A 16,844-nucleotide genomic window follows, 5' to 3' on the forward strand; every position below is an offset into this window, starting at 1 on the left:
TCTTTCTATTCACTATCAACCAAATTAGGTGCTAACCATTTTTCAGCTTCACTTACCTCAATTCCTTTTCGTTTTGCGAAATCTTCTATTTGATCTCGCTTAATTTTTCCTAACCCAAAATATTTTGCCTCTGAATTACCAAAATAATAGCCACTCACACTCGCCGCAGGCCACATAGCCAAACTCTCAGTTAACTTTACACCGATTTTTTCCTCTACTTGTAGTAGTTCCCAAATGGCCAATTTTTCTAGATGATCTGGACAAGCAGGGTAACCTGGTGCTGGACGAATACCCTTATAGAATTCATTAATTAAATCTTCATTAGTTAGATCTTCATTGACTGCATAACCCCAGTGCTTTGTTCTAACTTCTTTGTGCAAGTATTCGGCAAATGCTTCCGCTAAACGGTCTGCCAACGCTTTAACCATAATTGCATTATAATCATCCAGTTTTTGTTCATATTTTGATGCCAATTCTGCTGTACCAAAACCTGTAGTAACACAAAAGCCGCCTATATAATCTTGCTTACCACTTTCTTTTGGAGCAATAAAATCGGCCAAAGCATAATCAGCAACTCCTTCCCTTCGTTGTAATTGCTGACGAAGTGTTCTAAAGACATAGCTACCACCATCAACCTCAATATCATCATCATTAATTGTATTTGCTTTAAACAGGCCAAAAATGGCTTTTGCCTTCAACTGTTTTTCTGTAACAATGGTTTTCAGCATTAACTTTGCGTCAGCATAAAGTTCTGTTGCTTGTTCACCGACAATTTCATCTTTCAAAATATCAGGGTATTTTCCATGCAAATCCCAACTTCTAAAAAATGGTGACCAATCGATGTATGGAACCAATTTATCCAATTCTAAATCTTCAATAATTTGAATACCTAGTTCATTTGGCTCCACAATTTTGGTAGTATTCCAATCTATTTGGAATTTGTTGTTACGCGCCAATTTAAGGGGCTTATATTCCTTCTTCTTAGTTCGTTTTAAAAACTTATCCCTAAACTCTTCATAATCAAGTTTCAAATTTTGCTTATAGGTATTTGAACTCTCTTTTTTTAATAAATCTCCAACCACGGTAACTGCTCTAGAGGCATCATTTACGTGAACCACGGCACTTTTATATTGAGGGTCTATTTTAACTGCTGTATGAGCCTTACTGGTTGTAGCACCGCCTATCAATAAGGGTACTTTAAAATTCTGCCGTTGCATCTCTTTCGCTAAAAAGACCATTTCATCAAGAGAAGGCGTTATCAATCCGCTCAAACCAATAATATCCACATTATGTTCAATAGCCGCATTTATGATCTTTTCTGGAGGCACCATAACACCCAAGTCAACAATCTCATAGTTGTTACATGCCAGCACAACACTTACAATGTTTTTACCTATATCATGCACATCGCCTTTTACAGTTGCCATTAAAATCTTTCCGGCCCCTTTTGAACCTGAAATCTGAGGGTTCTTCAATTTCTCTTCTTCAATAAAAGGTTCTAAATAGGCAACTGCCTTTTTCATTACCCTTGCAGATTTTACCACTTGGGGCAAAAACATTTTTCCACTCCCAAACAAGTCTCCAACAACGTTCATTCCGGTCATTAAATTCCCTTCGATGACTTCTAAAGGCTTTGAAGCTTTTTGACGGGCTTCTTCAATATCTTCAATAATATATTGGTCCAGTCCCTTTACTAATGCTCGGGTAATTCTGTTTTGCAAAGGTTCTTTTCGCCAAGAAAAATCAACTGTACTTTCTTTGGCTGTTCCTACGACCGTTTCCGCAAAATCAAGCAAACGTTCCGTAGCATCATCTCTTCTATTCAGAATAACATCTTCAACATGCTCTAACAAATCAGTTGGAATGTCATCATAAACCTCAAGCATTGCCGGGTTCACAATACCCATGTTCATACCAGCATTGATGGCGTGATATAAAAAAACGGAGTGCATGGCTTCACGAACGGGATTGTTCCCTCTAAAGGAAAAAGAAACATTACTAACACCTCCACTAACACTACAATATGGCAGGTTTTCACGTACCCATCTAGTACCTTCAATAAAATCAAGGGCATTTAATTTATGCTCATCCATTCCCGTTGCCACCGGGAAAATGTTAAGGTCAAAAATGATATCCTCTGGTGGAAAGTGGACTATGTCCACCAATATTTCATATGACCTTTTTGCTATCTCAATACGACGTTCATAAGTATCAGCTTGACCGACCTCATCAAAAGCCATTACAATTACTGCGGCACCATAACGTTTTATCAATTTTGCATGATGAATAAACTCTTTTTCGCCCTCTTTAAGGCTAATGGAGTTCACCACACATTTTCCTTGAACTACTTGTAAACCAGCCTCAATAATTTCCCATTTTGAGCTATCAATCATAATAGGCACGCGGGCAATATCGGGTTCAGCTATCACTAGATTAAGAAACTTGACCATAGCTTCTTTACCATCGATCAAGCCATCGTCCATGTTTATATCGATGATTTGAGCACCACCTTCTACTTGATGTCTGGCAACTTCTAAACCTTCATCATATTTTTCTTCTTTAATCAGGCGCAGAAACTTCTTTGACCCAGCAACATTGGTGCGCTCTCCTACATTAACAAAATTGGCTTCTGGAGTTATCACTAAAGGCTCTAAGCCTGAGAGTTTCAGATGTTTTAGCTCTTGTTCTATCATTAGCTATAGTGTAGTACCTCAGGAAAGGGTTCATAAAAATGATGGAGTAATTTTTTCCATTCTTGGTATTCCAGTGATTTTCGAAAACCAATTTGATGGTCTTCCAGGGTTTTCCAATTTACAAGTAGTATATATTGATTTTCTTTTTCAACACACTTTTTTAATTGATGGCTCACATAACCTTGCGTACTAGAAATTATATGAGAGGCCTTTTTAAAATTTTGTTCAAATTCTTTTTGCATCCCTTTTTTAACCTGCAAAACAGCAACTTCTAAAATCATAAGTTTACTAGTTTTAAATGTCTAGGCTCAAATTCTTTTGCAACCTCTGCAATTGCAGTAATATGTTCGGGGGTAGTGCCACAACACCCCCCAATAATATTAACCAAGCCTTTTTCGACATACTCTTTTATTTGATTTGCCATTTGTTCTGGAGTTTCATCATATTCTCCAAAAGCATTTGGTAATCCGGCATTAGGATGGGCCGATGTGAAATGATTAGATTTTGCAGAAATTACCTCTAAATGCGGTACCAATTGTTTGGCGCCTAAAGCACAGTTAAATCCAACCGATAAGATTGGAATATGCGAAATTGAAATCAAAAATGCTTCAGCCGTTTGACCAGATAATGTTCTACCTGAGGCATCGGTAATAGTGCCACTAACCATAATAGGCACATCAATATTACGCTCTTCCTTAACCTCTTCAATAGCAAATAATGCGGCTTTAGCATTTAAAGTGTCGAAAATGGTTTCAACCAACAAAATATCTGCGCCACCATCTAGTAGGGCTTCAACTTGTTGTTTGTAAGCAATGCGCAATTCATTAAAAGATACGGCTCTAAATCCTGGATCATTCACATCAGGTGACATACTTGCCATTTTATTGGTTGGCCCAATACTACCAGCAACAAATCTTGGTTTATCTGGCTCTTGAGCGGTAAATTCATCAGCCACTTGCCTTGCAATTTTAGCAGATTCGTAATTTAACTCATACACTAATTCTTCCATATGGTAATCTGCCATGGCAATGGTCGTACCCGAAAATGTATTGGTCTCTACAATATCAGCTCCAGCGGCAAAATATTGTCGGTGAATATCAGCTAATGCTTTAGGTTGGGTCAATGATAACAAATCATTATTTCCTTGTAATGGATGCTCCCAATCTTTAAAGCGGTCTCCCCTAAAATCTTCTTCGGTAAACTTGTAACGTTGAAGCATGGTGCCCATAGCACCATCCAAAACTAAAATTCGACCTTTAAGTATTTCTTCAATCTTTAGCATAAAATTAAAATGCTTATTTACGAAGAAATCAAGAAAATCAATGGATACAACGACGAAATGTCTTTTGTGTCATCTTCCCTTATAAAAAGGATAGAATTTAGCACCAACTCCGTTAAGAACGGAAGGTTGCTAAGGTTTCAAAGGGTCTATTCCCTCCACCTTTCTTGATAACTTCAATTATTTATGAACTGGGGACAAAGAAACGCCACAAGATTTTTAAAACCAAATAAACTTTAGATTATCAACAATTAAAATAGATTAGTTCGAATTACTAACAAAAGCTATTCGCTTTCCGTCCGGTGACCAACTTGGAACATTAATGCTTCCCTGGCCACCAAAAATATAACCAATTATTTTAGGCTCGCCCCCTTCAATAGGCATCATGCGAAGTAGGCAGTGTTTATAAAAAGGATGTGAATCTGATTCTATGTCTGGAGCATAAGAAATAAAAACCATATTCTCTCCGTCAGGTGATATATGCGGGAACCAATCGTTATACTCATCAAAAGTTAACTGTTTTTGGTTTTTTCCATCTTTATCCATCCGCCAAATCTGCATAATACCAGTACGATTGGAGTTAAAATAAATCTTCTTTCCGTCAGTAGCATATTCCGATCCATCATCCAAGCCTTTTGTTTTGGTTAACGCTCTCTCTTTTCCTGATTCTTTATCTATTTCAATAATGTTATATGAACCATTGCGATTGCCAGTGAAAATCATTTTTTCACCATTGGGTGACCACCCATGTAAATAAGAGGGGCCAACGCCATCCTTAGTAATTTTTATAGGGTTATCCGAACCTGAAATAGGCAAATAATAAATTGAGGAATCCCCACCATCTTCTTCATTATGATGACTGATAGCAACCATACTACCATCTGCATTTAATACATGATCGTTATTATTTTTGTTGGCAAAACCTGTATTTAGCATAGACACTTTTTTTGATTCTAAATCATAGTTATATAAAAAACCATTGGAATTATATATTAAGGTCTTTCCATTCGGAGTCCAATTCGGAGCTTGTATACTATGGGAGGAAGTCATTAATATTTCACGATTTCCAGTTTCTATATCCATTACCTCCAATCGACTTCCTATATAATCTTCATAAGGGACATAATCGACTTTAGGCGGACTTATAATACGTACATTTTTGTAAATTGCTTTTTCGACTATATCAGGATTGTGCGAGCATATATAAATCCCTACAAATACTTCATTTCGCAAATCAATATCTAATGTAACATTGGTAAAAGGTTCCCCAAACCTTGCAGTCGACATAATATAGGTGCTTCCCCTTCTTTCTAATTGAATAACATCTGGCGCCTTATCGGTTGAAATTTTTTCTTGAGTATCTGCTCCTTTCTTCCTTCTAAATTGGAGTGATGTTAGCCCATCACCGTGGACTGTAGTATTTAAATGAGGAGAATCAGAATGCAAATTGTTCCGAACGGTCCATCCTACTTTTCGATGAGGGTCAGTTCCAGCTCCTAAAAATTCGACACGGGCACGGACAATAAAGTCGCCTTGAATTGAGGTATAGACATAATGTAGCTCATCTTGACCAAACCACATATTTTTACCAGAACCACTAAGCGTATACGATTGTAAACTTTCATCATAAATCGCTGTCCCTTGATGTTTAACAGCACCTATATCCGTGTGATTTTCAAATACACCTATTGCTTGCGCTCTGATATTATTAAATTCAAACATTGCCATTAAAATAAAAAATATCCGCTTTCTCATGGTTTAGTTACTTACATTATTTAGGTGGGGGTTTTGAAGTTAAACAAAAAAAGCCTTTCAATCAATTAGATGAAAAGCTTTTCTTGGTTTAAGTTTAACTATTTATAAAATACTTTGCACGACTTCTTTTTTAGCTTCTTTTTTACTTCCATCAAAGCCTTCAACACCTCCGACAGTGGTATATTTCATCACAAACCGTTTATTTGGGTTTATGATTTGATATGCATACTGACACATTACAGCAGCCTCATGAAAGCCAGATAAAATCAGTTTTAATTTACCCTCGTAGGTATTTACATCACCAATAGCAAACACACCTGGAATATTGGTCTGATAATCTTTTGCATTATTGACTTTAATCGCATTCTTTTGGATCTCTAGGCCCCAATTACCTAATGGCCCCAATTTTGGGGAGAGCCCAAATAAAGGAATGAAACTGTCAACTTCTAAATAGGCGTTTTCTTTAGAATCATCATTGTGCTTAATAACGACACCACTCAAGTCATTTTCTCCATGTAATTCTGCCACTTGAGCCTCAGTAAATAATTTTATCTTCCCTAGTTTAGCAAGTTCAGATGCTTTCTCTACAGAATCAAGAGCACCTCTAAACTCATTTCTTCGATGTACCAAAGAAACCTCTGAAGCAACGTCCGCCAGATAAATTGACCAATCCAAAGCTGAATCTCCACCACCAGCTATAACCACTTTTTTATTGCGGTATACTTCTGGGTCTTTTATAATATAAGAAACCCCGTTATCTTCATATTTTGAAATATTCTCCAATTGAGGCTTACGGGGTTCAAAAGAACCCAAACCACCTGCAATTACTACTACAGAAGCATGATGTTTTGTTCCCTTATTGGTAGTAACAATAAAACTGCCATCTTCTTGTTTCTCTAATTCTTCGGCTCTTTCACCTAAAGTATACCCAGCTTCAAATGGTTTTATTTGTTCTAATAACCTATCAACCAGATCTCCTGCTAAAATTTCAGGATACGCCGGAATATCATAAATAGGCTTTTTAGGATAAATTTCTGAGCATTGCCCTCCTGGTTGTGGTAATGCATCAATCAAATGGCATTTTAATTTTAATAACCCGGCTTCAAAAACGGTGAATAAGCCTGTTGGCCCTGCACCAATTATTAATATATCTGTTTTTATCATTTCTACTCTTCTTTATAGTTTTTCAACAACTTTTCTAGCCACTTCAATCATTTTTTGTCGATTCGCCACTACTTCTCCAATAACAATAATAGCAGGATTGGACAGCTGTCGCTCCCTTGCCTTGGATTCAATCGAAGCAACAGTGCCAATTCCAATTTTTTCTCTTTTAGTGGTGCCATCCTGAATTATGGCAACAGGTGTTTCCGACTTTCCCTCACTTTTAAATTGGGTCATAATCTCTTCTAATTTTGACATCCCCATCAAAATGACCACCGTCGCCGAAGATTTTGCCGCCAAAGCAACATCTTTAGATAATTTATGTTCTTTTGTAGTTCCGGTAATTACCCAAAAGCTTTCGGCCGACCCTCTTTTGGTTACTGGAATATTTTGATATGCTGGAACCGCAAGCGAAGAAGAAATACCTGGAACAATTGCAACCTCTAATCCATTCTTTGACGCAAATTCCATTTCTTCAGCGCCTCGGCCAAATACAAAAGGATCTCCTCCTTTTAAACGAACCACATGTTTACCTAGCTGCCCTCGTTGAACAATAAGTTCATTAATTTGTTCTTGTTGATAACGATAACAACCTTTTCTCTTTCCAACAAATATTAATTCTGCGTTTTTGGAAAAATCTAACAATTCCTTGTTTACCAAAGCATCATATAGCACCACATCAGCATCTTGTAAGACTTTAATCCCTTTTAGCGTAATTAAGTCTACATCACCCGGACCTGCTCCAACAACTGTAAGTCTTCCTTCACTATACATATTGCAACTCTAATTTTCTAAAGGTTTCTAATTGTTCTAATACCACTTTGGCATCATTTAAATATGATTTTGCAAAACCTTCAGAGGGCTCATTTTTATTTAATTGCAGTGTTAATTTTTCAAAAGAACCATGGAAATCTATTTTCTTATTTGCAACAAATAGTCTATCAAAATCCTTTATGATGCTTGCATGTGTATTGGTTTTTATTTTCTCAGCGGTGAGTAGTGCTTTTGCCGAATTCACAATTGATTGATATGAATAATAAATACTTGAGGCCCATTTATGATTTGATAATTCTTGTTGTGCATTTTCAATTTTCTCTTGACTTTCCAAAAATAAAGTAGCGACCAAATCAACTATAACTCCTGCACATTCGCCAATACCGATCTCTTTTTTATACTTTTCTGAATTACCCCAATCGATGAAATCATCTTGAGTTAAATTTTCAATATCTGCAAGTGGTTTTAAAAGAGTATAGAAATAGTGTTCTCCTTTTTCCCAGTAGTAATCTTCAAACTTCACCCCATTGCCATTTACCTCATAATCATCTAAAATCAATCGTAATGCCTGAGGTCCCCTTTTACTAGGAATTTTTATTACTTTATCAGCAAATCTTGCTTTTCCATTTCCAAAATTCCCTCCTCCTAAAAGCACTTGAAGAGCTGGGGCCACCAATTTATCTTTTGTCCGTATAGACATGCCTTGAAAGCCGATATGTGCCATATTGTGCTGCCCACAGGCATTCATACAACCGCTAATCTTAATCACTACATCTGAATTATTGATGTATTGTGGATACTCTGCATTAATTACTTTCTCTAATTCTTTTGCTATTCCAGTACTACTGGCAATACCCAAATTACAAGTATCCGTACCTGGGCAAGCGGTAATATCCAATGCTTTATTGTAACCAGCTTCAGCAAACCCCAATTTGCTTAATTGCTCATAGAAAAAAGGAATCAATTCCTCTTTCACATGTGGAATCAAAATATTCTGTCTTAATGATAATCTAACTTCTGCGGCGGCGTACTTATCAACTAAATCTGCTAAAAGTCTTGCTTTATCAGTATAAAAATCGCCTAAAAGCACTTTAATGCCAATCGCAACAAAGCCGTTTTGCTTTTGACGAATTACATTGCTCGCCTTCCATTGGTCAAACTCATGTTGGTTGTTTATAAAAACTTCTGGAGCTTCAATTTCTCTTACTTGAGCTTTGGGGTAAAATTCATGATTAATTGGGTATATTTTATTAGGAATAGCATCTTGCTCCTGTTCAAGTAGACTTTTAAAACCTTCTAGGCCTAAATCTTTCAATAAGAATTTCATCCTCGCTTTTGCGCGACTCTTTCGTTCACCATAGCGGTCAAAAACACGAATCACTCCTTCCATTAAAGGAATAATTTTATCCGCAGAAATAAATTCGTAAAGTACATCTGCATGTCTAGGTTGAGAACCAAGCCCGCCGGCAAGCATAACTTTAAAACCTCTTTCTTCATTTACAATTTTGGCAATGAAACCCAAATCATGCATATAAGATAAACCAGTATCTGCATCGGTAGCGGAAAAGGAAACCTTGAATTTACGCCCCATTTCTTGACCAATAGGATTCCGTAAAAAATATTCAAAAACTGCTTGAGCATATGGTGAAACATCAAAAGGCTCGTTTAGGTCTATACCTGCTGTTTCACTAGCAGTAACATTCCTAACAGTATTACCACATGCCTCTCTGAGAGTAACCTCATCCTTTTCTAGTTGTGCCCAAAGCTCAGGAGTTCGTTCCAAATCCACATAATGAATTTGTATGTCCTGTCTAGTAGTAATATGTAAACGCCCCGTTGAATATTCATCTGAAACATCACAGATACGATGAAGTTGCTTAGAAGTTACTTTTCCGTAAGGCAATTTGATACGAATCATCTGAACTCCCTGTTGTCTTTGACCATAAACCCCTCGGGCTAGCCTTAAACTTCGAAACTTTTCTTCATCTACATTACCTTCTTTGAATTGGCGAATTCTTTTTTCAAGATCAAGAATGTCTTTCTCAACAACTGGGTTTTCTATTTCTGTTCTAAAACTTTGCATAACCTATTTATCCTATTAATTTTATAGATTAATATTAATTAACATCCAAAAATACTTCATAAGAAGCTATTCTAAATGGATTCCACATTCTCTGCTTTCGAGAGCCTTGACAGGGTCGAAATAAGTACTATTTTTAGGGAGTTCATAAGCTTCTAAATAAGCATCTAAATCATCATCTGTCCAATAGTAAAAAGGACTTACCTTTAAAATACCCTCATTGCTTAAACTTAAAATATCCTTTGAACTTCTCAATGCGGTTTGCCTAACTCTAATGTTTGTGAACCAAACCTCAGGTTGATGTTCTAAAAGTGCTCGTCTAAATGGTTCTAATTTTACAATTTCAGAAAACTCTTTGTGACCTGGCTCATCAGCAGTAGGAAAACCTAAACGGTGTTCAGTAGAGGCCCTAGTCTCTTTTGGGACATAAGTATATAGATTAAGATTGTATTTCTCTATCAAATATTGTGCGTGATCATAGGTTTCTGGAAGATTAAAACCAGTATCACACCAGATAACATTAACCATAGGGTCAATTCTTTGGAATGTGCTTAGCAATACCGCTGAATATTTACCAAAACTTGTAGTTACTATTCTTTGCTTAGAAAGATTTACGGCCCAAGCTATTATCTCTTCAGGAGGTATTCCTCTGAACTGTTTATTAAAACTTGAAATTTGTTTATCTGTCAACATCTATTTTAATTTATCCTATAGATTTAATAGGAATTACAAACATAAAACAAAAATCCAGTTAGAAAAGCTAAAATTGAATTAAAATTCAATAAAACCTATAGTTTTAGTAGATTATTAAAAGTAATATTGAAAACTTAAGAAATTGCAAATACAAAATTGGTGAGAATTATGAAATAAGGTCTTCTAGAGTGGTATTCCGATAAACCTCTAAATTAGCATCTCGTACCTTAAGCATTAGTTTATTAACAGAGCACTCCCCTTCTTCAGGGCAATCATCACACTTTTCGTAAAAATTAAGACTTACACAAGGTACCATAGCAATTGGCCCCTCTAAAACTCGCATTACTGAGGTCATTTGAATATCCTTGGGTGCTTTGATAAGGTAGTATCCTCCACCTTTTCCTTTTTTAGAACCTAAAAAACCATTGCGGCGTAGTGTCAATAAAATACTCTCTAAAAACTTTTGGGATATGTTTTCATGTCTAGCGACCTCGGCAATTTGAATAGGGTCTCTATCTGGCTGAGAAGCCAAGAAGGTAAGGGCCTTAAGTCCGTATTTCGTCTTTTTAGAGAGCATAAAGCTAAGATAAGTAAAAACATGCTTTACTTTATTAATTCAATAATTTGAATTGTTTTGGAGAATTACTAACTAAAATGTTGAGGGGCTTTGACCAATACCCTTTATCGTACTAAAGGAAAAAGACTTTATCAACAGCCTTTTAATAAGGATAAACTAAAAACATTTGATTTAAAGACCAGCAAAAAAATTATGGAATACCACTCATTTCAATTGTAATTAATTGCTCAACTCTATCGCGTGAACTAGACCTGAGTTAATTTTGCTAGGATATTAATATTATCCTAACTTACAAGACAAGAAGAAATAGACAACCTTTTAAACAATTACAGCTGACATGAAACTTTTAAGATTCTTTTTATTAGCATCACTTCTGATTATTTCTGCAATATCTTGTAAAAACAGGGAAAGTAAATCAAGTACAAAAGAGGATTTAATAGACGTCAAGGAAAATACCAAAACACAAAATGATTCTCAATTAGGCGGATTAGCTCTTTACACCGTTCGCGATGCCATGGATGAAGATGTGAAATCTACTTTAAAAGCTGTTGCTGAAATTGGTTACCAAAACATAGAGGCGGCTGGATATAAAGAAGGTAAATACTATGATATGACCCCAGAAGATTTTAAAATGTACTTACAAGAGTTGAATTTGACTCCAATTAGTACACATCAAAGTAGTGTTACCCTAGAAAATGCAGAAATTGAAATGGCTGCAGCAAAAGCTGCTGGGTTTGAATATTTTGTGGTACCTATTCCCCCAATGGGATTGTTTAATTACGATAACACAACTAATACTATGAGTATGTCTGGTGGAGCAGAAAACTTGGCTAATATTCTTAATAAATTAGGAAAAAAAGCATCTGATGCGGAACTTAAGTTGCTTTATCATAATCATGATTTTGAGTTTGTTGAGGATGAAGAGGGAATTGTACCTATCGTTTATTTATTGGAAAACTGCGACCCAAAATATGTAAATTTTCAAATGGACTTATTCTGGGTAACTAAAGCTGGGGCGGATCCAATTGCATATTTTGAAAAATATCCTGGACGTTTTAAAATATGGCATGTAAAAGATATGAATGAACAAGGCAAGTTTGCACCAGTAGGCAAAGGGACCATTGATTTTGCTAAAATTTTAGCTTCAAAAGAAAAGTCGGGAATGAAATATTATATGGTTGAACAAGATATGACCTTTACCATGGAGCCTTTAGAAGCCATACAAGTTAGTCATGATGCCCTTAAAACTATTGGATTCGATTAATAATCCAAAAAACTTAAACCAGTGCTTGTTGGATATCTAGAATAATATCATCAGCATGCTCCAATCCAACCGAAATACGTATGAGACCATCACTAATATTTGATATCAATCGTTCTTTTTGGGTTAATTTGCTGTGTGTTGTAGATGCTGGATGTGTAACAATACTTCGAGAGTCTCCAAGATTTGCCGATAGGGATAACAGTTGAATTTTGTCAAAAAAGTTACGCCCTGCTTCTAGCCCTCCATTTATTTCAAAAGCCACTACACAACCGCCGGCTTTCATTTGTTTCTTGGCAACTTCATATTTTGGATGCGATTTCAAGAACGGATATTTAACCCAATTTGTCTTTTCATGGCCTTCAAGAAATTGTGCAACCTTTAAAGCATTTTCACAATGTCTATCTACTCGAATCGCCAATGTTTCTAGACTTTTAGAAAGCACCCAGGCATTGAAAGGAGATAATGCCGGACCCGTTATTCTCGAAAAGCGATAAATTTTATCTATCAATTCTACATTGCCAACCGTAATGCCTGCTAAAACTCGACCTTGACCATCCATAAGTTTGGTGCCAGAATGAATGACCAAATCAGCTCCAAACTTGATAGGTCGCTGTAAGTACGGCGAAGCAAAGCAATTATCAATTACTAATATTAAATTATGTCGTTTTGCAATCTTACCAAGTTCTTCTAAATCTAAAATGTCAACTCCCGGATTCGTTGGTGATTCAGCATAAATTAATTTGGTAGTAGCAGTGACCAACCTATCAATGGAATCAAAATCATCAATCTCAAAATAGCTATGTGAGATATCCCACTTTGGGAAATAATTATTGAAAAGCGAATGTGTTGAACCAAAAATTTTTCCTGCAGAAAGAATGTGGTCGCCACTCTCCAGTAAAGCTGCCAAAGTTGAAAACACCGCGGCCATACCAGAAGCAAAAGCAAATCCTGCTTCAGCACCTTCCATTTTACAGACTTTGTCTACAAATTCATTGGAATTAGGATTGGAATACCGCGAATAGATATTCCGCTCCTTCTCTTCAGCAAATGAAGCGCGCATATCTTCTGCGTCATCAAAAACAAAGCTTGATGTTAAATACAGTGGGCTAGAATGCTCTAAAAATTGGGTTCTTTCCATCTGAGTCCTAATGGCCTCCGTCTCAAAATTTCTTTTGCTCATTATAATTTTTCAGCTATTCTTAAAACATCTCCAAAAACACCTCTTGCGGTTACTGCCGCTCCTGCTCCCGCGCCTTGAATTATGATTGGGTTCTCCCCATAAGATTCTGTGTAAATCTCAATTATTGAATCCGCACCACTAATTTGTCCTAATGCACTGGCCTTTGGCACTGAAATTAACTTTACATCTAAAATGCCTTTGTCTTTTTGTAAATCACCATGCAAATCTCCAACATACCTCAATACATGATTTGGTTTCTGATTCTCTTTAATGGCAACGAACTTTTCATCTATAATTTTAGCGCTTTGTAAAAACGCAGTCAGACTAACGTTCTGAAGTCCTTCCGGAATTAAATCATCAACAGTTACGTCGGAAAACTCATTTTTAAGTTCCAATTCCCTTGCCAAAATCAATAATTTACGAGCTACATCATTCCCGGATAAGTCTTCCCGAGGGTCTGGTTCTGTATAACCATTATCCATAGCCTCTTTTAAAACCTCTGAAAAAGATTGATCAGTTTCAGAATACGTGTTGAAAATATAGCTTAACGAACCAGAAAACACACCTTTAATTTGTGTGATATTTTCACCAGAAAGGTGCAATAATTTTATCGTGTCAATCAAAGGTAGTCCAGCGCCAACATTGGTCTCATATAAATATTGTTTTTGGTTTTTCTTCAAACTTTCTCGCACTAATTGATAATAATCAAAGTCTAAGGTATTGGCTATTTTATTTGACGAGACCAAATCGAACCCTGCAGAAATTAAATCAAAATAGTTGTTTACAAAATCGGTGCTTGCTGTATTATCAATAGCAATTAAATTCTCTAAATGATGGTCTTGGGCAAATTGAATAACATCATTTAACCCATATGAAATTCCATGATGCTCAAGAGTGGTTTTCCAATTGGACTTTACCCCTTGGGCATTAAGAATCACTTTTTTAGAATTAGCAACCGAAAATATCCTTAAATCCAACCCCTTTCTTTGCTGAATTTTTTCATGAGAAGCTAAAATCTGCTCAATCAAAGTACCCCCAACAGTTCCATGACCAAATATGGTTAAATTAATTCGTTTACTTACCCCAAAGATTTGTCCGTGCATGACATTTAAAGCCTTATGCAAAAACGAGTTTTGAACGACCAGACTAATATTCTTTCCAGAAATGGTATTATTAAATAAAAGCGGAACAATCCCATTTTTAATCAGCGCATTGTATGGTTGATGAAACGTGCTTAAATCTTGCCCCACAATGGAAATAACCGAAATATCATTTTTAATAGTAATGGTATTCACGTCTTTGGCCGAATAATCTGTAGCAAACTCAATATCTAGAGCAGCTTTTGCTTGTACAGCCAGCTGCTCATCTACAACTAAACCTATTCCTCTTTCTGAAGAACCTTGAGAAATAATGCTTACGTTAATATGATGTCTCCCTAGCGTTGTAAAAATTCTAGCGTCAACCCCAACTTTTCCGAGCAACCCCCTACCTTCAAGATTAATCAAAGCCACATTTTCAATGACCGAAAGTGACTTTATACCCTCTTTCTTAGTTTTTGAACTGATTAAGGTTCCTTTTGAATCTGGATTAAAAGTGTTTAAAATTCGAAGTGGAATGTTCTTCTCAATTAAGGGAATTATAGTCTTTGCATGTAACACCTTTGCTCCAAAATTAGCCAGTTCATTAGCCTCAGCATAAGAAAGGTTTTCAATAATGTGAGCTTGATTGACATAATCAGGGTTTGCAGTAAAAATGCCATCAACATTAGTATAGTTTAACACCTCAGCGGCATCTAAATAATTGGCAAAAAGGGCAGCAGTGTAATTGCTTCCATTTCTTCCTAAGGTCGTTGTTTCTCCTTTTTCATTAGATGCTATGAAACCTGTAATTATAGGTACACTGCCGGGTTCTAACTGCGAAAATCGCTTCAAAACTTTTGTTTTAGAAACTGTCTCATTAATTTGGGCATTTCCAAATTCGCTATCTGTTTGTAACAGTTCACGCGCATCAATAAGTACGGCATTAATTCCACGCTCTTTCAAAAGAGAAACCACTAACCTGCAAGAAATTAGTTCCCCAACGGAGAGTACCTCATCTTTTGTTTTTAAACTATAATCTCCTATCAAGGAAACACCTTCTAATCGTTTTGATAGCTGTTCAAATTCCTTCGAATAATCAATGGTTGGTAGACCCGACTTTTGATACTGTTCAAAATCGTTCAATGCATTTCTATCCAAAATACCTTGTGATGCATTTTGGAGCAAATCTTCTAAAGTATCCGTTGCATTTTGTCTTGCCGATAAAACTACTGCTATATTTTCTTTATCATTATGGTATTCGCCAATGATTTGGAGTACGCGTTCTAAGCCTGCACCATTGCTCAACGACTTCCCGCCAAATTTTAAGATTTTAAGTCCTTTTTGTGCTTCTTCTTTCTTAAATACACCTTTCAATAATCTTTCTAGCTGTTGAAATTCCATCAAAAAAGCATCATGTCCATGAACGGATTCAACCTCACCATAGGTTACATTGCTATTGGCTTGCGCCAATTGCTTATAAGTTTCTTTGTTTTCTTCAGCGGTAAAAAACAAATCTGAATTAACACCTATGATATGCACCTTTGTGTTACTATTTTGAATAGCCTGAAACGCATTAGTTCCATTTCTCGAAATATCAATGGTCTTAAGCAATTGATTCATCAACTTATAAGCCGAAAGCTGAAAACGTTCTTGTAATTTTTTGCCATGATGCAACAACCAACTCTCCACATTAAAAACTTGTAGCTCTTCATTTGTACCACGCTGAAAACGCTCTTTAAAGGATTCAGGGGTTCTATAGCACAACATGGCATGCATTCTTGCATCATGAACGGGTTCTCTAGAATTTATAAGAATCTGTTCCTGAATCTGGCAATTGGCAATTAACCAATCAGTGGATTTCCAATCAGAGGCAACTGGAATTAAATGCTCTGCAATTTGAGGATCTAAGGCTACCATTTCCCAAGCAATTCCTCCCCCTAAAGAACCACCTATTATAGCAAACAACTTAGAAATCTCTAGCTGTTGCAAGCCTTGCAGAAAAATTCGAGCAACATCACCCGCAACAAAATCTTTATAATTCTTAATCGTAAAGCCGTCATAGCCATTTCCAGGAATATTAAAAGCCAGAATGGTGTAACTTTTAGTATCAATACATTTACCATCGCCAATAATATCTGACCACCAGCCATTTTCGCCAGCTACACTTGAATTTCCTGTTAGGGCATGATTAACCAAAACAATAGGTGCGGAAAGCAAAGGTTGCCCAAACAGCTCATATGATAATTGAATATCTTGTTTGTGACCGTTTAAAGTGACAAAATCTTTTATTTCAAGTTTTTGAAGCATTC

General features: G+C 36.3%; 12 protein-coding genes and 1 riboswitch. Of the genes, 1 reads left to right on the forward strand and 11 read right to left on the reverse strand.

Going from position 1 to position 16,844, the window contains the following annotated elements:
* Positions 1-5 precede the first annotated feature (5 nt).
* The 9 genes from metH to RM706_RS00860 form a co-directional block, all read right to left on the reverse strand.
* Complete coding sequence (gene metH / locus RM706_RS00820) at positions 6-2,693, reverse strand: methionine synthase (protein WP_311349120.1); 2,688 nt, start codon at positions 2,691-2,693, stop codon at positions 6-8.
* Positions 2,693-2,974: an antibiotic biosynthesis monooxygenase family protein gene (locus RM706_RS00825; protein ID WP_311349121.1), complete on the reverse strand. Its 282-nt coding sequence runs from the start codon at positions 2,972-2,974 to the stop codon at positions 2,693-2,695. Before RM706_RS00825 ends, metH begins: the two co-directional genes overlap by 1 nt.
* Entirely contained in the window at positions 2,971-3,975 is a 1,005-nt protein-coding gene (locus RM706_RS00830) for a homocysteine S-methyltransferase family protein (protein ID WP_311349122.1), read from the reverse strand. The genes RM706_RS00825 and RM706_RS00830 overlap by 4 nt, the downstream gene beginning before the upstream one ends.
* Before the next feature lie 66 nt (positions 3,976-4,041).
* A riboswitch (SAM riboswitch) is annotated at positions 4,042-4,149 on the reverse strand.
* Positions 4,150-4,233: 84 nt separating this feature from the next.
* The gene (locus RM706_RS00835) at positions 4,234-5,727 is read right to left on the reverse strand and encodes a TolB family protein (protein WP_311349123.1); all 1,494 of its coding nucleotides are present in this window, start codon (positions 5,725-5,727) and stop codon (positions 4,234-4,236) included.
* 102 nt (positions 5,728-5,829) lie between these two features.
* Complete coding sequence (locus RM706_RS00840) at positions 5,830-6,891, reverse strand: NAD(P)/FAD-dependent oxidoreductase (RefSeq protein ID WP_311349124.1); 1,062 nt, start codon at positions 6,889-6,891, stop codon at positions 5,830-5,832.
* Positions 6,892-6,903: 12 nt separating this feature from the next.
* Positions 6,904-7,662 (reverse strand): uroporphyrinogen-III C-methyltransferase, encoded by a 759-nt coding sequence (cobA, locus tag RM706_RS00845; protein ID WP_311349125.1) that lies wholly within the window; start codon positions 7,660-7,662, stop codon positions 6,904-6,906.
* A complete protein-coding gene (locus tag RM706_RS00850; protein WP_311349126.1) occupies positions 7,655-9,745 on the reverse strand; it encodes a HEPN domain-containing protein in 2,091 nt (696 codons plus the stop codon). Before RM706_RS00850 ends, cobA begins: the two co-directional genes overlap by 8 nt.
* Before the next feature lie 66 nt (positions 9,746-9,811).
* The gene (locus tag RM706_RS00855) at positions 9,812-10,435 is read right to left on the reverse strand and encodes a phosphoadenosine phosphosulfate reductase domain-containing protein (protein WP_311349127.1); all 624 of its coding nucleotides are present in this window, start codon (positions 10,433-10,435) and stop codon (positions 9,812-9,814) included.
* 166 nt (positions 10,436-10,601) lie between these two features.
* A complete protein-coding gene (locus RM706_RS00860) occupies positions 10,602-11,012 on the reverse strand; it encodes an RrF2 family transcriptional regulator (RefSeq protein ID WP_311349128.1) in 411 nt (136 codons plus the stop codon).
* 337 nt (positions 11,013-11,349) lie between these two features.
* Here RM706_RS00860 and RM706_RS00865 point away from each other — a divergent pair, with 337 nt between their 5' ends.
* On the forward strand, positions 11,350-12,276 hold the full coding sequence (locus tag RM706_RS00865; RefSeq protein WP_311349129.1) for a sugar phosphate isomerase/epimerase family protein: 927 nt from the start codon (positions 11,350-11,352) through the stop codon (positions 12,274-12,276).
* 13 nt (positions 12,277-12,289) lie between these two features.
* On the opposite strand, the gene RM706_RS00870 is transcribed toward RM706_RS00865, so the two are convergent.
* Positions 12,290-13,456 (reverse strand): trans-sulfuration enzyme family protein, encoded by a 1,167-nt coding sequence (locus RM706_RS00870; protein WP_311349130.1) that lies wholly within the window; start codon positions 13,454-13,456, stop codon positions 12,290-12,292.
* A complete protein-coding gene (thrA, locus tag RM706_RS00875) occupies positions 13,456-16,842 on the reverse strand; it encodes a bifunctional aspartate kinase/homoserine dehydrogenase I (protein WP_311349131.1) in 3,387 nt (1,128 codons plus the stop codon). The genes RM706_RS00870 and thrA overlap by 1 nt, the downstream gene beginning before the upstream one ends.
* Positions 16,843-16,844 lie beyond the last annotated feature (2 nt).

Source organism: Croceitalea rosinachiae (genome assembly GCF_031846445.1).
GTDB lineage: Bacteria > Bacteroidota > Bacteroidia > Flavobacteriales > Flavobacteriaceae > Croceitalea > Croceitalea rosinachiae.

Coding starts and splice junctions, on each gene's coding strand:
- thrA (WP_311349131.1), bottom strand. CDS start 16,842: ATGCTTCAAAAACTTGAAATAAAAGATTTTGTCACTTTAAACGGTCAC.
- RM706_RS00850 (WP_311349126.1), bottom strand. CDS start 9,745: ATGCAAAGTTTTAGAACAGAAATAGAAAACCCAGTTGTTGAGAAAGAC.
- RM706_RS00855 (WP_311349127.1), bottom strand. CDS start 10,435: ATGTTGACAGATAAACAAATTTCAAGTTTTAATAAACAGTTCAGAGGA.
- RM706_RS00825 (WP_311349121.1), bottom strand. CDS start 2,974: ATGATTTTAGAAGTTGCTGTTTTGCAGGTTAAAAAAGGGATGCAAAAA.
- RM706_RS00870 (WP_311349130.1), bottom strand. CDS start 13,456: ATGAGCAAAAGAAATTTTGAGACGGAGGCCATTAGGACTCAGATGGAA.
- RM706_RS00835 (WP_311349123.1), bottom strand. CDS start 5,727: ATGAGAAAGCGGATATTTTTTATTTTAATGGCAATGTTTGAATTTAAT.
- cobA (WP_311349125.1), bottom strand. CDS start 7,662: ATGTATAGTGAAGGAAGACTTACAGTTGTTGGAGCAGGTCCGGGTGAT.
- RM706_RS00830 (WP_311349122.1), bottom strand. CDS start 3,975: ATGCTAAAGATTGAAGAAATACTTAAAGGTCGAATTTTAGTTTTGGAT.
- RM706_RS00865 (WP_311349129.1), top strand. CDS start 11,350: ATGAAACTTTTAAGATTCTTTTTATTAGCATCACTTCTGATTATTTCT.
- RM706_RS00860 (WP_311349128.1), bottom strand. CDS start 11,012: ATGCTCTCTAAAAAGACGAAATACGGACTTAAGGCCCTTACCTTCTTG.
- RM706_RS00840 (WP_311349124.1), bottom strand. CDS start 6,891: ATGATAAAAACAGATATATTAATAATTGGTGCAGGGCCAACAGGCTTA.
- metH (WP_311349120.1), bottom strand. CDS start 2,693: ATGATAGAACAAGAGCTAAAACATCTGAAACTCTCAGGCTTAGAGCCT.